Below are 18,979 nucleotides of genomic sequence, written 5' to 3'. Positions count from 1 at the left end.
CCCATAAATAGACGATAACGCGGTATAAAGGCAATGCATGCACAGCCCTTTGGGTTCTTTTAGGACTCAAAGGGTGCAGGTAAGCGGCGTGAGCAGGACGCGGAAGCTTTGCTCAATTTTTATTTATTCTTATATGGATGTAAGTCAATAGAATAACGCTGGAGCAGTTATCGAGCCCGCCAGATTACAAACCTCGCGCCGTGATCAAATCGCCCCTTGATTGAACAAATTCCAATTCACAAAGAACAACACACCCTAAGGTAATTTGCTTTTATAGCCTACACGGATGCAGGCTATAAGAATAACGAAAGGGCTGTTTCCTATGTCAAATTATGATTCTCCTGTAATAAACACCTGGGTGAGCAATAAATTAAATAGCTTCTTTTTACTTTTTCTTATCAAAAAAATATTTGTTTTCCCTTGAAGTTCTAACACCTCACCCCATATTAAGTGCATAACGCAGACACTTTGCAAATTGGAGATATATAAATGACTGCAGCACAAAAAGAAACATTAGGCTTTCAAACAGAAGTAAAACAATTATTAAACTTAATGATTCATTCTCTTTATTCTAATAAAGAAATATTTTTACGCGAGCTTGTGTCAAATGCATCAGACGCAGCAGACAAGTTACGCTTTTTAGCGCTATCTCAAGGCGACCTTTACCAAGGTGATGCCGATTTACGTGTACGTATTAGCGCAGATAAAGAAGCAAATACCATTACTATTTCTGATAATGGTATTGGTATGACGCGCGATGAAGTAATTAGCTCATTAGGTACTATTGCAAAGTCAGGTACTGCTGATTTTTTCAAAAATTTAACGGGTGATCAAAGTAAAGATTCACAGCTAATTGGTCAATTCGGTGTTGGTTTTTACTCAGCATTTATTGTTGCCGATTTAGTGACTGTTCGTACACGTAAAGCAGGCGAAACAACGGCTTACGAGTGGGAATCTCAAGGTGAAGGTGAATACACGCTTCAAGAAATTGAAAAAGAAGGCCGTGGTACCGACATCATTCTACATCTTCGTGATGAAGAAAAAGAATTTTCTGACGATTACCGCTTACGTGGCATTGTTACTAAATACTCAGACCATATTTCAACACCAGTACAAATGTTTAAAGCAGAAGTACCAGAGTCTGAAGGCGAAGATGGCGAAAAAATCGCTGCAGTACCCGGTGAGTGGGAAAGCATTAACCGCGCAACTGCATTGTGGACACGTGATAAGTCAGAGCTTTCTGATGACGAATACAAAGAGTTTTACAAGCACGTAAGCCACGATTGGGAAGATCCACTTAGCTGGGCACATAATAAGGTTGAAGGTAAAACTGAATACACTAGCCTTTTATACATCCCTAAAAAAGCACCTTTCGATTTATGGAACCGTGAACGTCAAAGTGGTTTAAAACTTTACGTACAACGTGTATTTGTAATGGATGATGCTGAGCAGTTTATGCCAAGCTACCTTCGCTTTGTAAAAGGTTTATTAGATTCAAACGATTTACCGTTAAACGTATCTCGCGAAATTCTACAAGATAACAAAGTAACGCAAGCTATTCGTAAAGGGTGTACATCGCGCATTATTAAAATGCTTGAGCGTATGGCTAAAAACAAAGCTGACGATTACCAAGTATTTTGGAACGAGTTTGGTCAAGTAATGAAAGAAGGCCCAGCTGAAGATGCAGCAAACAAAGAAGCTGTTTGTAAGTTATTACGCTTTTCTTCTACTCATACTGATTCAGAAACGCAAGATGTGTCGCTTGAGCAATATGTTGAGCGTATGAACGAAGGCCAAGACAAAATTTACTACGTTGTTGCTGATACATTTACCTCTGCGAAAAACTCACCACATTTAGAGATTTTCCGCAAAAAAGGTATTGAAGTATTATTGTTAAGTGACCGTGTTGATGAGTGGATGATGAGCCACTTAACTGAATTTGCTGATAAGCAACTGCAGTCAATTACACGTGGTGATTTAGATTTAGGTAAGCTGGACGACGAAGAGACTAAAAAAGCGCAAGAAGAGTCTGAAAAAGAGATGGCTGGGCTTGTTGAACGTATTAAAACAGCACTAGGTGATGACGTTAAAGAAGTACGCTTTACGCACCGCTTAACAGACTCTCCAGCATGTGTTGTAAGCGACGACAACGACATGAGCTCACAAATGCAAAAGCTAATGGAATCTGTTGGTCAAGCAGCCCCTGAAGCGAAACCTGTGTTTGAGCTAAACCCAGAGCATCAACTTGTTAAGCATTTGAATGACGAACAAGATGAAGATAAGTTTTCACAGTGGTCACATGTTTTACTAGACCAAGCATTACTTGCAGAGCGCGGTACACTTAAAGATCCAACAGGATTTGTGACTCGCTTAAACAAGCTTATGCTTGAACTAAGCAAATAGTCAATTAGCTACTTAACTTAGTCCTGAATTTGGACAAGAAAGTATAAACTATATACTTTAAATAAAAGGGAACGTGTGTTCCCTTTTTTAATGCGCTGTAAATACACCTGCAACTCATCAATTAGTATAAGTTGCTTGAGTATCGGCGGCGCTTGTGGAAGAATTCAGGCTTTAAAATAATTATCCATACTAGAGGACAATAATATGCGCATTATTCTTTTGGGCGCGCCGGGTGCAGGTAAAGGTACTCAAGCTCAGTTTTTAATGGACAAATACGGTATTCCACAAATTTCTACTGGCGACATGTTACGTGCAGCAATTAAAGAGGGCACGCCATTAGGCTTAGAAGCAAAAAAAGTAATGGATGCTGGTCAACTAATTTCTGACGATATTATTATTGGTTTAGTAAAAGAGCGTATTACTAAAGCTGATTGTGAGAAAGGTTTTTTACTTGATGGCTTCCCACGCACAATTCCTCAAGCTGATGCGATGAAAGAAAATGGCGTAGTGGTTGATCACGTTATTGAATTTGACGTGGCTGACGAAGTGATTGTTGAACGTATGGGCGGACGTCGCGTTCATCCAGGTTCTGGTCGTGTTTACCATATTGTATATAATCCACCAAAAGTGGAAGGTAAAGACAACGAAACTGGGGAAGACTTAATTGTTCGCGCTGATGATACTGAAGAAACAGTACGTAAACGTTTAGGTATTTATCACGAGCAAACTATGCCATTAGTTGATTACTACCAAGCAGAAGCTGCTGCTGGTAATACTCAATACCACAAACTAGATGGTACACAAGCTGTTGAAGCTGTAAGTTCACAACTTGGTGAGCTTTTAGGTTAATTATAAAAGCACATTAAAAAACCGCCAATTGGCGGTTTTTTGTTTTGAGGCTATGTAGCATTGCTTAATCAGTGCTATTTAATCGGCTTTAAAGCGTTTTAAGTTTCTTAATTACGCTGTTGTATTCTGGTTCAGTTGAAAGGCTACTAACTAATTGTTTATAAATGACGTTATGGCTTTCATCTAAAATAAATACAGTTCGCGTTAATAAGCCCATATCTTTAATAATCAATCCGTATTTTTGGCCAAAATCGCGCCAAACAGAATCTGATAACGTAGTGATTTTATCGATATTTTCAGCTTTGCAAAAACGCTTTTGAGCAAATGGTAAATCAGCACTAATTGTTAGCATTACAACACTTGGAAATTGCGAGGCTACTTTTTCATTAAAATGCTTAGTTTGCAGGCTGCAAATACCTGTATCAAGACTTGGCACTACACTTATCAATACAGCTTGGCCTTTGTAATCCTCAAGCGTTACCGGGATGAAGTTGTCATCAACTACTTTGAAATTTGGCGCACTATCTCCTAATGAGATACCTTGACCTAATAAAGTAACTGTTTTGCCTTGTGCGGATACTTTTCCTGCGTCTAGCGTGTTTTCTGGATAGTCGGCTGCTATAGCCACGGCGCAAAACGCACTTAAAGCAAAGGCAAGTGAACGTAACATAAGGTATTTCCTTTTAAATTAACGCAATGGGCCTCAGTGTATTATACTGCACAATAGTAACCAAGCGATTATGGTCCTAATGGAGTAGGAATCAGTTCTGGGATATGAATATTGTAACTGAGATAACCTTTGATTAACATGAAGTTACAAAAAATCTTGAATAATAAAAACCTTTAAGATCATTAAATACTTATGACGGGTTTATAAATAGAGAGATAATATGCCAACATCGGTATTAATATGTGATGATTCAAAATTAGCGAGGCGGCAGCTAGCTCGCTCATTACCTGAAGATTGGGATATCGAAATTGAATTTGCAATTGACGGCGTTGATTGCATAAAACAAATAAAATCAACTGAACCAGAGATACTGTTTCTCGATTTGAATATGCCTGAAATGGACGGCTATGAAGTATTAATCGCCATAAAAGAACTTGGGCTTAATATACTCACGGTTGTGGTTTCTGGTGATATACAACCAAGTGCACATCAAAGAGTGCTTGAACTTGGTGCTATCGATTTCATTCAAAAACCATGTTCCCCCGAAAAACTAGCCAGCATAATTGAACACCATGGAATAAAAGACAAAGCTATTCGTGAGCGACTTTCTAACTCATTAGGCGAGCAAATTGATCCCGATGTCCGTGATATATACCAAGAATTAACTAATATTGCCATGGGACAAGCTGGGGATTTACTTGCTCGTCTTCTCAATGTGTTTGTAAAACTCCCTATTCCTAACGTTAATATATTAGAAGTTAGTGAGCTAGATATGGCGCTACGTTCTATTGACAATAATGTTTCTACCTCCGGTGTTTGCCAAGGGTTTATAGGTGGAGGCGTATCGGGCGAAGCGTTATTACTCTTAAATGATTCAAGTTTCAAAGAAATAGCTTCGTTGATGAATTATGACGGCGAGTTAAACGATAAAGTTGAACTTGAGCTGCTTATGGATATTAGTAATATTTTGATAGGCGCTATTTTAACTGGCCTTTCAAAACAGCTCGATATGTCATTTAGCCAAGGGCACCCAATAGTACTTGGTCAGCACAGAGAGGTCTCCGAATTAGTCAAAGCCAACAAGTCGCATTGGCAGCGCACGCTTGCTATAGAGATTAGTTACGGTATTGAAAACCATGATATAAATTGCGACCTCATGCTGTTATTTACTGAAGATTCACTTAAAACTTTGAAATACAAAGTTGCTTACCTATTAGAAGATTAAGTTATGGCTGCAGATTTAGAAATGAATGAGATCCATTGGCTTATGGATATGTTTAATACTGTTGATGTAGGCCTTGTAGTGCTCGATAGAGATTATAAGGTGTGTGTATGGAATGGTTTTATGGAAAACCATTCAGGGCTTCTACCAAGCGCAGTAAAAGATAAAGACCTATTTGATTTATTTCCAGCAATAGACGAAAAATGGTTTAGAAGTAAATCTGAATCGGTTTTTGTGTTAAAAAATCGCTCATTTACTATTTGGGAGCAGCAGCCTTATATATTTCGCTTTAAAAATTACCGTCCAATTACAGGCAAAGCTGAATATATGTACCAAAATGCGACATTTATTCCATTGACTAATATAAGGGCTGAGGTGAGTCATATTTGTATTATTCTGTATGATGTAACTGATATTGCAGTAAATAAGAAAGAATTAGAGGATTTGAATAAAGAGCTTGAGAGAATGAGCCAAATCGATAATTTAACGCAGTTAGCAAATCGAGGTCATTGGGAAGCTCTGCTAAAGCAAGAATACTTACGTACAAAACGCAGCGAAGGCTGTAGCGCTTTATTAATGTTCGACATTGATCACTTTAAAAAAGTTAATGACAAATATGGACATAGCTGTGGTGATGAGGCTTTACGCCATCTTGCTAAATTATTACGCTCAGCACTACGGGAAACAGACATAGCGGGGCGCTACGGTGGTGAAGAATTTGTAGTAACATTATTGGATACAGATAAAGCAGGTTCAGTTATATTTGCTGAGCGCTTAAGACAATTGATCGAATCAAATCCTGTAATTTACAAAAATATAAAGGTTGAGATGACTGTAAGTATTGGCTTGGCTTGTTTTAGCCATGAATTTAAAAATCATGAGCGCTGGATAGAGGCTGCAGATAAAGCACTGTACCAATCTAAAAATACAGGGCGAAATAAAGTAATAGCCTACGAAGATATAAAAAATGACGCTTAAGCGTCATTTTTTATATCCAGAATTTAGGGTTAAATAATAGGGTGTTTTTTTATAACCTGCTGAGCAAACCCAATCAGTATGAAAATTTTATTGCTCTTCATTATTGTGTTGTGTGTCGAGAGTCATCTATTGGGCATTGACCAATCATTGAAACCTCACCAGAATTTGACTCTTGCTCTAGTTTTACTTTAAAGCCCCATAATCTGTAAAGATGCTTAAGCACTTCCTCGTGCGAGTTTGCTAAAGGAATATTGTTATGAGGTACATAGCGTAGGGTTAGTGAACGGTCACCTCTAATATCAACGTCATATACTTGAATGTTGGGCTCATGATTACTCAAGTTGTACTGCGCTGAGAGTGCTTCTCTTACTGCTTTATAGCCGTTGTCGTTATGTATTGCGCCAATTTCTAAATGGGGATTATTAGTATGATCAATAATAGTAAATAATTTAAAATCACGAATTAACTTAGGCGATAAAAACTGGCTAATAAAACTCTCATCTTTAAAGTTTTCCATTGCAAAATGCAGTGTATCTAGCCAATTACTGCCTGCATATTCAGGAAACCAGCGTTTATCTTCTTCAGTTGGGTGCTCACATATTCTGCGAATATCAACCATCATATTAAAGCCTAAAGCATATGGGTTAATGCCTGAATAATACTTACTGTTATAAGGTGGCTGATAAACTACGTTGGTATGGCTTTGTAAAAACTCTAACATAAACGAGTCGGTAAGTTTTCCCTCATCGTATAAGTGATTAAGGATGGTGTAATGCCAAAAAGTTGCCCAACCTTCGTTCATTACTTGAGTTTGTTTTTGTGGATAAAAGTATTGCGAAATTTTACGTACAATACGTATCACTTCACGTTGCCAAGAGTCGAGTAATGGGGCATTTTTTTCAATAAAATACAAAATATTTTCTTGGGGTTCAGAAGGAAAGTGGCGTACTTTCTTTTTGGTTTCTTGCTGTTGCTCAGGAATAGTTCGCCATAGTTCGTTTACTTGCGATTGAAGGTAGTCTTCGCGCTCTTGTTGGCGTTTTTGCTCTTCAAATAGCGATATTTGTTGTGGACGTTTGTAGCGATCGACCCCGTAATTCATTAATGCATGACATGAGTCGAGTAGAGCTTCTACTTGTGTAATACCGTGCTTCTCTTCACAGCGGCTTATGTAGTTTTTAGCAAATACCAAGTAATCAATAATTGAGCCAGCATCGGTCCAGGTTTTAAATAAGTAATTACCTTTAAAAAATGAGTTATGTCCGTAACATGCATGCGCCATTACAAGCGCTTGCATAGGTAGGGTATTTTCTTCCATTAAGTACGCAATACAAGGGTCTGAATTTATCACTATTTCGTAAGCGAGACCCATTTGTCCGCGCTTATAATTTTGCTCTGTTTGAATGAACTTTTTACCGTAAGACCAATGACTATAGCCAATAGGCATACCAACGCTTGAATAAGCATCCATCATTTGCTCTGCGGTTATCACTTCAATTTGATTAGGATAGGTGTCTAACCTGTAGTGAGCTGCAACACGGGCAATTTCACTTTGATATTCATTTAATAAACCAAAGGTCCAATCTGGACCATCACTCAATCGTTTATCATTCATAATGCTACCTCGCTTTAGGCTATGCAGAGTTTTGCTGTTGACGACCTTTTTTAAATAGCTCCCTAAAAATTGGGTAAATATCTTCAACGCTTTGAATATGTTGTATGGCGAAATTATTATGGCTGTGTGTTATAGATTCATATTCGCGCCATAGGCTTTGATGAGCACGAGTGGTTATTTCAATATAAGCAAAATAACGTACTGCGCTTAAGAGCTTATTACGTAAAATTTCACCACACTGCGGGGTGTCGTCCGCCCAGTTATCGCCATCAGAGGCTTGTGCGGCGTATACATTCCACTCGTTTGCGTGGTAACGCTCTTTTATTATTTCGTTCATTAATTTAAGAGCACTTGAAACAATAGTGCCGCCAGTTTCTTGGGAATAAAAAAATTCTTGTTCGTCTACTTCTTTTGCTTGTGTGTGGTGGCGAATATAAACAACTTCTATGTCTTTATAGCTGCGTGTTAAAAATTGATAGAGCAAAATATAAAAACGCTTTGCCATGTCTTTTGTTGGCTGATCCATTGAGCCTGACACATCCATAATACAAAACATCACCGCTTTGCTGGTGGGGTGAGGGCGCTTTTCGTAGTTACGAAAACGCAAATCGTAGTTATCAATAAACGGAACCGACTTAATTTGCACTTTTAATGCTGCAATTTCTTTTTGTAATAAAGCAATTGCCGCTTTATCGTTATGTGGACCAGCAAGCAGCAGAGCAAGTTGTTCTTCGAGCTCTTTTAAACGGCGTTTTTTACCTGCACTCATGGCAACACGGCGTGCAAGCGAGCCTTGTAATGAGCGGACAATATCAATATTGCTTGGCATGCCGTCGCTACAAAATCCTGCGCGATGGGTTTTCATTTGCACTAACTTATCAAGCTGGTTTTCTTGTAAGTTAGGGAGCTCTAAATCTTCAAACAGTAAATCAAGGTATTCATCTTTTGATATTGAAAATACAAACTCATCTTGTCCTTCGCCCGAATCGCTGGCATCACCTTCACCGGCACCGCCGCCTTGTCCGCCTTTAGGGCGCTCAATTTTATCACCTGTAGAAAACTGATCGTTACCAGGGTGAATTTGTTCTCTATTCCCGCCTTGCCCTTGATGAAACGTAGGTTCGCTGATATCGCGTTGTGGAATAGAAATACTCTCACCAGAGCTTGAATTTGTAACGCTGCGTTTGTTAATCGCATCTGAAACTGCTTCTTTAATTTGCTTTTTATAGCGCCTAATAAAGCGCTGGCGATTAAGCGTACTTTTGTTTTTACCATTTAAACGCCTATCTATAAAATGCGCCATATTGACCTCCTATATACTACGACTATGAAGGTTATTGCGATTTTCTAACCCGTAAATACCACTCAGAAAGCAAGCGAACTTGTTTTTGTGTATAGCCTTTTTCGACCATACGGTTCACAAAGTCTTCGTGCTTTTGCTGATCCTCTGCAGACGTTTTAGTATTAAACGAAATAACAGGGAGTAAATCTTCGGTATTAGAGAACATTTTTTTCTCAATTACCGTGCGTAGTTTTTCGTAGCTTGTCCATAGTGGGTTTTTACCGTTGTTGTGCGCACGGGCACGCAATACAAAGTTTACTATTTCATTTCGGAAATCTTTAGGGTTAGAAATACCCGCCGGCTTTTCTATTTTTTCAAGTTCGGCATTAAGTGCCTCACGGTCAAATAGTTGTCCTGTATCAGGGTCGCGATATTCTTGGTCTTGTATCCAAAAGTCTGCATAAATAACATAACGGTCAAAAATGTTTTGTCCGTATTCTGAATACGATTCTAAATAGGCGGTTTGCAGTTCTTTGCCTATAAACTCAACATATTGCGGAATTAAATAGCCTTTTAAAAAGCTTAAATAACGCTCTTCTATTTCGCTTGAAAATTGTTCGCGCTCTATTTGTTGCTCAAGTACATAGAACAAGTGCACTGGGTTTGCGGCAACCTCAGTGGTATCAAAATTAAACACGCGAGATAAAATCTTAAACGCAAAGCGGGTAGAAAGTCCCGTCATACCTTCATCAACACCTGCGTAATCACGGTACTCTTGATACGATTTTGCTTTAGGGTCGGTGTCTTTTAGAGTTTCGCCATCGTATACCCGCATTTTTGAATAGATACTTGAATTTTCTGGATCTTTTAAACGTGATAGCGTCGTAAATTGCGCCAATGTTTTAAGTGTACCTGGTGCGCATGGCGCGTTGTATAGCTCGCTGTGCTCAAGTAATTTGTCGTAAATTTTAATTTCTTCGGTTACACGTAAGCAGTAAGGTACTTTTACAATATAAACACGGTCTAAAAATGCTTCGTTGTTTTTATTGTTTTTAAAAGTTTGCCACTCAGATTCATTAGAGTGAGCGAGGATCATGCCATTAAAGGGCAGGGCACTAATGCCTTCTGTGCCGTTGTAGTTACCTTCTTGGGTTGCGGTAAGTAAAGGGTGCAGCACTTTAATAGGCGCTTTAAACATTTCTACAAATTCCATCAGCCCTTGGTTAGCTAAACATAAAGAGCCCGAGTAGGCGTATGCATCAGGATCGTTTTGGGCAAAGTGCTCAAGCTGGCGAATATCGACTTTACCCACTAGCGCCGAAATATCTTGGTTGTTTTCATCTCCAGGTTCGGTTTTGGCAATGCCTATTTGGTTTAAAATAGAAGGGTAGCGTTTAACCACTCTAAACTGGCTAATATCACCATTGAATTCTTTTAAGCGTTTGCCAGCCCAAGGCGACATAATGGTTTTTAAGTAGCTCGGTTTAATACCGTATTCTTGCTTAAGTACGTCGGCGTCCTCTATTGGGTCAAATAATGCAAGAGGATGGTCGTTTACCGGAGAGCCTTTAATTGAATAAATAGGCACTTGTTGCATTAAATATTTTAGTTTTTCGGCAATGGATGATTTACCCCCACCAACAGGTCCAAGTAAATAAAGCACTTGTTTGCATTCTTCAAGTCCTTGGGCGGCGTGTTTTAAATAAGAGACTATTTGCTCAATGGCGTCTTCCATACCATAAAAATCAGTAAAGGCAGGGTAGCGCGCAACTACTCTATTAGAAAATAACCGGCTTAGTCGTGCATCCGTTGCGGTATCTACCATGTTTGGTTCGCCAATTGCCATGAGTAGGCGTTCTGGTGCGCTGGCGTAGGCAGACTTATCGGTTTTACAAATCTCAAGAAATTCAGCGATACTGTATTCTTCTTCCTGTGCCGCTTCGTATCGTGCTTGGTAATGCTCAAAAATCGTCATAATAACCTCCGAAACCCGCTGTAAAAAGGTGCTTACCTTTTAAAGTCTAGTCACGAATGTGTATTTTTGTGCAATAAAATTAAAAATTTAAGTGAAAAAAGATCATGTTACTAAAAGTGTTTTATTAAATGGTAAGGCGCTTGGGTGTGATAAATAAGAAACAAAAAAAGACGCCTAAGCGTCTTTTTTACATTAGCGTTTAAAGGCTAATTAAGCGAAGTTAGCGTTCGCGAATTCCCAGTTAACAAGCGACCAAAAACCTTTAAGGTAATCTGGACGAACGTTACGGTAATCAATGTAGTAAGCGTGTTCCCATAAATCCACTGTAAGGATTGGAGTAACGCCATCATCAGTTAATGGTGTAGCAGCGTTAGATGTATTAACGATGTCTAGTGAACCATCAGCAAGCTTAACTAACCACGTCCAGCTTGAACCAAAGTTATTTACTGCTTTGTCATTTAATGCAGCTTTAAACGCATCAAAAGAACCCCATTTAGCGTTGATTGCATCAGCAACTGCGCCAGTAGGCTCGCCGCCGCCGTTTGGAGATAAGCTGTTCCAGTAAAAAGTATGGTTCCAGATTTGTGCTGCGTTGTTAAATACGCCGCCTTCTGATGAACATACGATCTCTTCTAGAGATTTGTTTTCAAACTCAGTACCAGGGATTAAACCATTAAGCTTAACCACGTAAGTGTTGTGGTGTTTGCCATGGTGAAACTCTAGTGTTTCTTTTGAAATATGTGGCTCAAGTGCGTCGATTGCATATGGTAGTGACGGTAGTTCAAATGCCATTTTTTTATCTCCATCTTCTTTGGTTGATAGTCCATTTGGTAATACGTAATGCCTGTTGGAACAGACCAGTTACCTATACCAAGCGGTAATATAGTGTTACTATAATTGTTGAGTATTTTACTCAAGTTTAAGCAAACAGCAATGCTATTGCGAAAGACTATTTCAATTGCGGCTTTATTTGCCCATATTAAGTTATATATTTGTGGTCACGATGAGTTATTTTCAAGACCTAAATATATTTAGCTATCGTTACTTTGAGGTTGTAGATGGAAACCATTGATAAAATTAAACAGCAAATTTCAGAAAACCCAATAATCCTTTTCATGAAAGGGTCACCAAAATTACCTAATTGTGGTTTTTCTTCACAAGCATCGCAAGCGTTAATGTCATGTGGTGAACCATTTGCATACGTTGATATTTTACTTAATCCAGAGATTCGTGCTGAGCTTCCAGCATATGCTAATTGGCCAACATTCCCACAACTTTGGGTAGATGGCGAATTAGTTGGTGGTTGTGACATTATTATCGAAATGTTTCAACGCGGTGAATTACAGCCGTTAATTACAGAAACTGCTGCTAAATATAAAGAAGCTGACGCAGAGTAATTTATTACTCAACCTGAACTCAGGTTATTAAGCTCTTTGAACACAAAGCCACTTTTAAAGTGGCTTTGTTGTTTTTAAAAACGCTTGTTTTTATAAATGAGGTATTACCAGCACTATATTTTTACTATAAACCTTTACTTAGCTCACTTGGTTACAAGTCTTACGCCGCAATTAAATCGCCCCTTGATTGAACAAATTTAATCCGCAAGGTTCAACAGACCCTAGTAAATAAAGTTCATTACTACAAAAATAACACGCTTAGTATCAATTTCATCTATACCCAAACCACACTCAAAGTGTAAGTTTTAACACCAACCCTTTGGCGTTTCACAGGCACTTACTTTCGGCGTTTTGCTTCTTAAAAGGATCACCTTGATATTAAGCCCCTGTGAGACGCTGCGCTCTGCATCTCTAGGTGGTTTCGGTATATGATGCTTTGCATAACTATCTATATACAACTTATTTTTTATCAACTTCTTATACCTGCTTGAATAAATATTTTGACAAACGAAACAGTGCTTTAATTGAATGAATTTTAACCCACGCAGAACATCAGATCTTACCGCTTTACTGTCGTTTTTTATTTTTTGTACCTTTTATGTAATAAAATTCACAGCGTTAATTTTAAGTTAACACTGTGAACTTTAGATAAGCAATGTTGCTTGTCATCTATATAAGTGGGAAAAAATGAAAAACATTAATTACGAACACGTAAGAGTAACAAGTGTACAACCTCTACCGAACTATTACTCATACTGGCCACAACATGTAACCCAAGATATTTTGCAAAGAAGTTGGAGTAAAGTAGATATCAATGAGCATATTAACTTAGCTGAATGGCAACGTTACCTAGAAGACTTACCGAGAGATAGTTATGTTGACGCGCGGTGGAAGAGGATGTCGTGGATTTACTTGGATCAATCAGGCGAAATTAATACCCTTGATGGTTGCCCTATGGCGCAAGGTGGAAGCTATAATGATGCACAAACAATGGCAGACAAATTACGGTATTATCCGGCTTTAGATAGGGGTTTTTTAGCGCGAAATGATGTGCAATCATTTGTAAAAGCATGGGCTGCGCTTTGGGGTATTAATCCCAAAGAACCAATTTTAATACAGATAAATGGTATAAAAGGGGCGACGTCGATTGATCCTCTTCAAGGTCAAGGCACTCACCAAGATGGTAGTCATTTTTTAAGCATACTGGTGGTAAGCAGAGAGAATGTAACTGGAGGGGAGAATACGCTTTATGAGGATAAAGCTGGACAGCGTAAAATAACCCACACAACCTTAGTACCGGGTGAAATAATGCACATTAGAGATAATGAAGTCTTTCATAATGTATCATCTATAAAGCCTTTAAAAGATGATATCCCTTTTGAACGGTTTGTTATTATTATAAATTGCCGTTTCAACGACTCTTTCCAAAATAAGATATTACGCCAATATTTCCCAGATGTTGTGCTTAATCAAGTTAGTTAAAAAGTTAGTAAAGTTGGCTAGTAAAGCTAAGCTAACGATCTCTAAATAGTGTATTTCTATTAATAGGGATACACTATTTAAATAGCATATTGGTCATGTGAATAATATCTCAACTTAGATTTGTGTGTTAAATAATTGAAATTTATTTTTAATATGAATTTAGGGCTATAGCTGAACTTTTTAAATTTACTTAGTAAATAAAAATTTATTATTAATAGATTAAAAATGCCGCAAATTACAGTAACTATACTCATCATCATCAAAATAGGGGGAGGTTAAACCTAAAATTTACAAAAAGAGAATAAAACTATCTAAATGTTAACTGAATAGCTTATCTGTAATTGAATACTTATTCACTTACGCCCTGCTTTACGTTTACGTAAGCTGTCACTATGAAGGCTCTTGTTTTTACAATATGTTAAACTTGACACCAGTGTCATGAAAAAATAGTGGTTAAAATAACGCTAAATGTTAAAAATAATGATAAAAAGAAATCTTGCTATGAAGTGAGAAATATTCAAGAATGTGAATATGTATTCAAAGTGCTATTGACTCTATTTAAGATAGAGGCTAGTTTTGTCCGTCTGTTAGCAAATCGTCGAGCAGTTCATCCACGCTAACAGTGCAGCAAGGGGAGGGGTCTATGTTATACGACTCAAAGTTAGAAAAAGAAAATTGTGGCTTTGGCTTAATTGCCCAAGTTAATGGCCAGGCTAGTCATAGGCTTATACGTACTGCTATTACAGGGCTGGATCGCATGCAGCACCGTGGTGGTATATCTGCCGATGGTAAAACAGGTGATGGCTGTGGTTTATTATTACAAAAACCAGATAGCTTTTTCCGTGCTATTGCTAGTGAACATAACTGGCACTTAGGCAAAAACTACGCAGTGGGAATGATATTTTTAAATTCAGACCCTGTCTTAGCACAGGCTGCAAAACAAATACTTAGCGAAGAATTAGAAAAAGAAACGTTAAATATTTTAGGTTGGCGCGTTGTGCCAACCGACCCATCTATGTTGGGTCCTATTGCTGTACAGCAATTACCAGGTTTTGAACAAATTTTTGTTAGCGCGCCAGAAGGTTGGCGTTCTAAAGACTTAGAGCGTCGCTTATATGTAGCACGCCGCCGCGCTGAAAAGCGCATTGTTGATGACGAAGCTTTCTATATTGCAAGTCTATCTGGTTTGGTAACTATCTATAAAGGCTTAATGATGCCTGCAGATTTACCAAATTTTTACCTGGATTTAGCTGATATTCGTATGACGAGTGCGATTTGTGTTTTCCATCAACGCTTTTCTACTAATACTCAGCCGCGTTGGCCTTTAGCTCAACCTTTCCGCTATTTAGCACACAATGGTGAAATTAATACTATTGAAGGTAATCGCCAGTGGGCACGCGCACGTTCATACAAGTTTGCGTCACCGCTTATTCCTGATTTACAAAGCGCAGCGCCGTTTGTAAACGAAACCGGTTCTGATTCATCAAGCCTAGATAATATGCTTGAACTATTTTTAGCTGGTGGCATGGATTTATTCCGCGCTATGCGTATGCTCGTACCACCTGCATGGCAGAAAAACCGTGCAATGGACGACGATTTACGTGCATTTTACGACTTTAACTCTATGCATATGGAACCATGGGATGGCCCGGCAGGTATTGTTATGTCGGATGGTCGTTTTGCGGCTTGTAACCTTGACCGTAATGGACTTCGCCCAGCGCGTTATGTAATTACACAAGATGGCTTTATTACGCTTGCATCAGAAGTGGGTATTTGGGATTACACTGCCGATGAAGTAGTTGAAAAAGGCCGTGTTGGTCCAGGTGAATTATTAGTTATTGATACTAAGCTTGGCAAAATTTGGCACTCAGATGAAATCGATCAAGATTTAAAATCTCGCCACCCTTACAAGTCATGGCTTGAAGAAAACGTTAAGCGTTTAGTTCCATTTGAAGAACTTACTGAGCAAGACGCCGGTAATCGCTCATTTGATGACGAAACGTTAGTTAAATATCAAAAAATGTTTGGTTATACCAACGAAGAGCTTGATAGCGTTATTCGTGTAATGGGTGAAAACGGCCAAGAAGCAACCGGCTCAATGGGTGATGACACACCATTTGCTGTGCTTAGTGAAGGGCATCGGTCGTTGTATGATTACTTCCGCCAAAAATTTGCGCAAGTAACAAATCCACCTATCGATCCACTGCGTGAAAACCATGTAATGTCGCTTGCGACATGTATTGGTAGCGAGCAAAATGTATTTAACGAAACAACAGGCCACGCTAAGCGCCTACAGTTTGATACGCCAATTTTAATGTACGCAGACATGCAGCAGCTATTAAATGCTGATGAAGCGCATTACAGCTACTGTAAAATTGATATTACCTACACAGTTGAAGAAGGTTTAGAAAATGCGGTAACGCGTATTTGTGACCAAGCACAAGAAAAAGCAGCCGCTGGTTGTATCATGCTTATTTTAACTGACCGTAACTTTGATGAAGCAAATTTGCCGATTCCAGCAGCTATGGCTGTAGGTGCGGTACAAAAACGATTAGTTGATAACAATCTTCGCTGTGAATCAAACATTATCATTGAAACTGGTAGCGTGCGTGATGCGCACCAGTTTGCTGTGTTATTAGGCTTTGGTGCTACGGCAATTTATCCATACCTTGCGTATGAATCGTTAGTTGCGATGAGCGACAGCAAAATTATTAATAAGTCGTATTGCGAAGTAACTCTTGCTTACCGTAAAGCCATTAACAAGGGCTTATACAAAATCATGTCTAAAATGGGCATAAGTACGGTTGCGTCATATCGTTGCTCAATGTTGTTTGAAGCGGTTGGTTTATCTGACGCTATTGTACAAATGTGCTTTAAAGGTGTGGCAAGTCGCATACAGGGCGCATGCTTTACCGACTTTGATGACGATCAGCAAAGCTTACACAAACTCGCTCTAAGTAAGCGTAAATTATTAAGCCACGGCGGCTTGTTTAAGTACGTACATGGCGGCGAGTATCATGCTTATAATCCTGATGTAATCCAAACCCTGCAAAAAGCAGTTCGTTCTGGTGAATACAGTGATTACAGTGAATATGCAAAACTTGTTAATACGCGTCCTATTGCCACTTTACGTGACATGCTTGCGCTTAAAATTCCAGAGCAAGGCATTAGCATCGATGATGTAGAGCCTGCAGAAAACCTATACAAGCGTTTCGATTCAGCAGCAATGAGTATTGGTGCATTATCGCCAGAAGCGCATGAGGCGCTAGCAATTGCAATGAACCGCTTAGGCGGTTGTTCAAACTCTGGTGAAGGCGGTGAAGATAAGCTGCGTTATGGTACCGAGAAAAACTCGCGAATTAAGCAAGTTGCTTCAGGTCGATTTGGCGTAACGCCGCATTATTTACGTAGTGCCGATGTTATTCAAATTAAAGTAGCGCAAGGTGCAAAACCAGGCGAAGGCGGTCAATTACCGGGTGAAAAAGTAACTCCATATATTGCTAAGCTTCGTTATTCTGTTCCAGGTGTTACGTTAATTTCGCCACCACCACATCACGATATTTACTCAATTGAAGATTTAGCGCAGCTAATTTTCGATTTAAAACAAGTAAACCCTAAAGCACTTATTTCTGTAAAATTGGTTTCAGAACCAGGCGTAGGAACCATTGCGACAGGTGTTGCTAAAGCGTATGCCGATTTAATTACTATTTCTGGCTACGATGGCGGTACAGGCGCAAGCCCACTTACTTCAGTTAAATATGCAGGTAGCCCATGGGAGCTAGGACTTGCTGAAACGCAGCAAGCCCTTGTTGAAAATGGACTGCGTCATCGTATTCGCTTGCAAACAGATGGTGGCTTAAAAACGGGTTTAGATATAATTAAAGCGGCAATTTTAGGTGCAGAAAGTTTTGGCTTTGGTACCGGCCCAATGGTTGCGCTTGGTTGTAAATACTTACGAATTTGCCATTTAAATAACTGTGCGACCGGTGTTGCAACACAAGACGAAACACTTCGTCAAAAGCATTACCACGGCTTACCAGAAATGGCGATGAACTACTTTAAGTTTATAGCGCAAGAAGCACGTGAAATCATGGCTAGCTTAGGTGTTGTAAACTTAACTGATTTAATCGGTCGTTTAGATTTGCTTGAAGCAATTGAAGGCAAAACAGCAAAACAGAAGAAAATTGATTTATCTTCAGTAATTGCTCAGCCTAATAACCCAACTGGCGAAACGCTTTATTGTAGCGCGCCTAATAGCTCACATTATTTAGGAAAACTTAATGAGAGCCTACTTGCTAAGGCGCAAGACGCAATTGATGCTTCAAGCGGTATTTCACTAGTAAGTCGTATTTGTAATACGGACAGATCGGTAGGTGCAATGCTTTCTGGCTATATTGCTGATAAATATGGCAACCAAGGTATGGCGGCAGATCCTGTAGCAATTGAGCTACACGGTACTGCGGGTCAATCATTTGGTGTGTGGAATGCCGGCGGCCTTGAAATGACACTGGTTGGCGATGCAAACGATTACGTAGGTAAAGGCATGGCGGGCGGTAAGCTAGTTATTCGTCCACCACTTGGCTCGTCGTTCGAAAGTCACAAAGCCACAATTGCAGGCAACACATGTTTATACGGTGCAACAGGCGGCAAACTGTTTGCTGCAGGTTGTGCAGGCGAGCGCTTTGCAGTTCGTAACTCAGGTGTGCAAGCGGTTGTTGAAGGTGTAGGTGACAACTGTTGTGAATACATGACCGGTGGCGTTGTATGTGTACTGGGCAATGTAGGCGTTAACTTTGGTGCGGGTATGACAGGTGGTTTTGCTTATATTTTAGATGAGCGAAATGATTTTGAAAAACGCATTAATCCAGAGCTTGTCGAAATAGTAACACTAGACGAATTAACGTCGCATCAAGAACATTTACGCGGCTTAATTGCTGAGCATTTAGAGCTTACGGGTTCGTGCAGAGCAGAAAGTATTTTGGCTAACTTTGAATTGTACTTACCGATGTTCAAATTAGTAAAACCAATATCAAGTGACGTAAAAAGTTTACTCGGGCATCGCGCTCGCAGTAGTGCCGAACTACGTGTTCAGGCGCAATAAGGGGG

At 39.3% G+C, this 18,979-nt stretch carries 12 protein-coding genes; 7 read left to right on the top strand and 5 right to left on the bottom strand.

The window, feature by feature from the left end; all coding sequences use genetic code 11:
• The first annotated feature begins 489 nt into the window (after positions 1–489).
• Positions 490–2,403 (top strand): molecular chaperone HtpG, encoded by a 1,914-nt coding sequence (gene htpG / locus I6F40_RS10580; RefSeq protein ID WP_166377659.1) that lies wholly within the window; start codon positions 490–492, stop codon positions 2,401–2,403.
• A gap of 204 nt (positions 2,404–2,607) precedes the next feature.
• A complete protein-coding gene (adk, locus tag I6F40_RS10575; protein ID WP_010553395.1) occupies positions 2,608–3,252 on the top strand; it encodes an adenylate kinase in 645 nt (214 codons plus the stop codon).
• A gap of 88 nt (positions 3,253–3,340) precedes the next feature.
• Here the strand turns inward: adk and tpx are convergent, their stop codons facing one another.
• Complete coding sequence (gene tpx, locus I6F40_RS10570; protein ID WP_166377660.1) at positions 3,341–3,922, bottom strand: thiol peroxidase; 582 nt, start codon at positions 3,920–3,922, stop codon at positions 3,341–3,343.
• Positions 3,923–4,142: 220 nt separating this feature from the next.
• On the opposite strand from tpx, the gene I6F40_RS10565 reads away from it, so the two are divergent.
• Both I6F40_RS10565 and I6F40_RS10560 read left to right on the top strand, forming a co-directional pair.
• Positions 4,143–5,147 carry a response regulator gene (locus I6F40_RS10565; protein ID WP_166377661.1) on the top strand — a complete coding sequence of 335 codons (1,005 nt, stop codon included), beginning with the start codon at positions 4,143–4,145 and terminating at the stop codon, positions 5,145–5,147.
• A gap of 3 nt (positions 5,148–5,150) precedes the next feature.
• Complete coding sequence (locus tag I6F40_RS10560) at positions 5,151–6,122, top strand: sensor domain-containing diguanylate cyclase (protein ID WP_166377662.1); 972 nt, start codon at positions 5,151–5,153, stop codon at positions 6,120–6,122.
• 100 nt (positions 6,123–6,222) lie between these two features.
• Here I6F40_RS10560 and I6F40_RS10555 read toward each other — a convergent pair whose 3' ends face one another.
• The 4 genes from I6F40_RS10555 to I6F40_RS10540 all read right to left on the bottom strand — a co-directional run bounded on the left by I6F40_RS10555 (position 6,223) and on the right by I6F40_RS10540 (position 11,786).
• On the bottom strand, positions 6,223–7,737 hold the full coding sequence (locus tag I6F40_RS10555) for a SpoVR family protein (RefSeq protein ID WP_166377663.1): 1,515 nt from the start codon (positions 7,735–7,737) through the stop codon (positions 6,223–6,225).
• Between the two features lie 19 nt (positions 7,738–7,756).
• Entirely contained in the window at positions 7,757–9,040 is a 1,284-nt protein-coding gene (locus tag I6F40_RS10550; protein WP_197192909.1) for a YeaH/YhbH family protein, read from the bottom strand.
• Between the two features lie 31 nt (positions 9,041–9,071).
• Positions 9,072–10,994 (bottom strand): PrkA family serine protein kinase, encoded by a 1,923-nt coding sequence (locus I6F40_RS10545; RefSeq protein ID WP_197192908.1) that lies wholly within the window; start codon positions 10,992–10,994, stop codon positions 9,072–9,074.
• 210 nt (positions 10,995–11,204) lie between these two features.
• The gene (locus I6F40_RS10540) at positions 11,205–11,786 is read right to left on the bottom strand and encodes a superoxide dismutase (protein ID WP_024611616.1); all 582 of its coding nucleotides are present in this window, start codon (positions 11,784–11,786) and stop codon (positions 11,205–11,207) included.
• Between the two features lie 266 nt (positions 11,787–12,052).
• Between I6F40_RS10540 and I6F40_RS10535 the strand changes: the two genes are divergently transcribed.
• The 3 genes from I6F40_RS10535 to gltB all read left to right on the top strand — a co-directional run bounded on the left by I6F40_RS10535 (position 12,053) and on the right by gltB (position 18,974).
• Positions 12,053–12,391: a Grx4 family monothiol glutaredoxin gene (locus I6F40_RS10535; RefSeq protein WP_197192907.1), complete on the top strand. Its 339-nt coding sequence runs from the start codon at positions 12,053–12,055 to the stop codon at positions 12,389–12,391.
• A 687-nt stretch (positions 12,392–13,078) separates the two neighbouring features.
• Positions 13,079–13,873, top strand: a complete 795-nt coding sequence (locus I6F40_RS10530; protein ID WP_166377667.1) for a 2OG-Fe dioxygenase family protein — start codon at positions 13,079–13,081, stop codon at positions 13,871–13,873.
• Positions 13,874–14,516: 643 nt separating this feature from the next.
• Complete coding sequence (gene gltB / locus I6F40_RS10525) at positions 14,517–18,974, top strand: glutamate synthase large subunit (RefSeq protein ID WP_197192906.1); 4,458 nt, start codon at positions 14,517–14,519, stop codon at positions 18,972–18,974.
• The last annotated feature ends 5 nt before the right edge of the window (positions 18,975–18,979 follow it).

The sequence above is a fragment of the Pseudoalteromonas sp. SWXJ133 genome, assembly GCF_015864365.1.
GTDB lineage: Bacteria > Pseudomonadota > Gammaproteobacteria > Enterobacterales > Alteromonadaceae > Pseudoalteromonas > Pseudoalteromonas arctica.
Note: the sequence above shows the minus strand (reverse complement) of the source record. Positions and strands in the feature narration are given on the sequence as shown.

Bases quoted from the DNA above. Each gene is read 5' to 3' on its own strand.
- I6F40_RS10550 (WP_197192909.1), bottom strand. From the start codon at position 9,040: ATGGCGCATTTTATAGATAGGCGTTTAAATGGTAAAAACAAAAGTACG.
- I6F40_RS10530 (WP_166377667.1), top strand. From the start codon at position 13,079: ATGAAAAACATTAATTACGAACACGTAAGAGTAACAAGTGTACAACCT.
- htpG (WP_166377659.1), top strand. From the start codon at position 490: ATGACTGCAGCACAAAAAGAAACATTAGGCTTTCAAACAGAAGTAAAA.
- tpx (WP_166377660.1), bottom strand. From the start codon at position 3,922: ATGTTACGTTCACTTGCCTTTGCTTTAAGTGCGTTTTGCGCCGTGGCT.
- I6F40_RS10545 (WP_197192908.1), bottom strand. From the start codon at position 10,994: ATGACGATTTTTGAGCATTACCAAGCACGATACGAAGCGGCACAGGAA.
- I6F40_RS10535 (WP_197192907.1), top strand. From the start codon at position 12,053: ATGGAAACCATTGATAAAATTAAACAGCAAATTTCAGAAAACCCAATA.
- I6F40_RS10555 (WP_166377663.1), bottom strand. From the start codon at position 7,737: ATGAATGATAAACGATTGAGTGATGGTCCAGATTGGACCTTTGGTTTA.
- I6F40_RS10540 (WP_024611616.1), bottom strand. From the start codon at position 11,786: ATGGCATTTGAACTACCGTCACTACCATATGCAATCGACGCACTTGAG.
- I6F40_RS10565 (WP_166377661.1), top strand. From the start codon at position 4,143: ATGCCAACATCGGTATTAATATGTGATGATTCAAAATTAGCGAGGCGG.
- gltB (WP_197192906.1), top strand. From the start codon at position 14,517: ATGTTATACGACTCAAAGTTAGAAAAAGAAAATTGTGGCTTTGGCTTA.
- adk (WP_010553395.1), top strand. From the start codon at position 2,608: ATGCGCATTATTCTTTTGGGCGCGCCGGGTGCAGGTAAAGGTACTCAA.
- I6F40_RS10560 (WP_166377662.1), top strand. From the start codon at position 5,151: ATGGCTGCAGATTTAGAAATGAATGAGATCCATTGGCTTATGGATATG.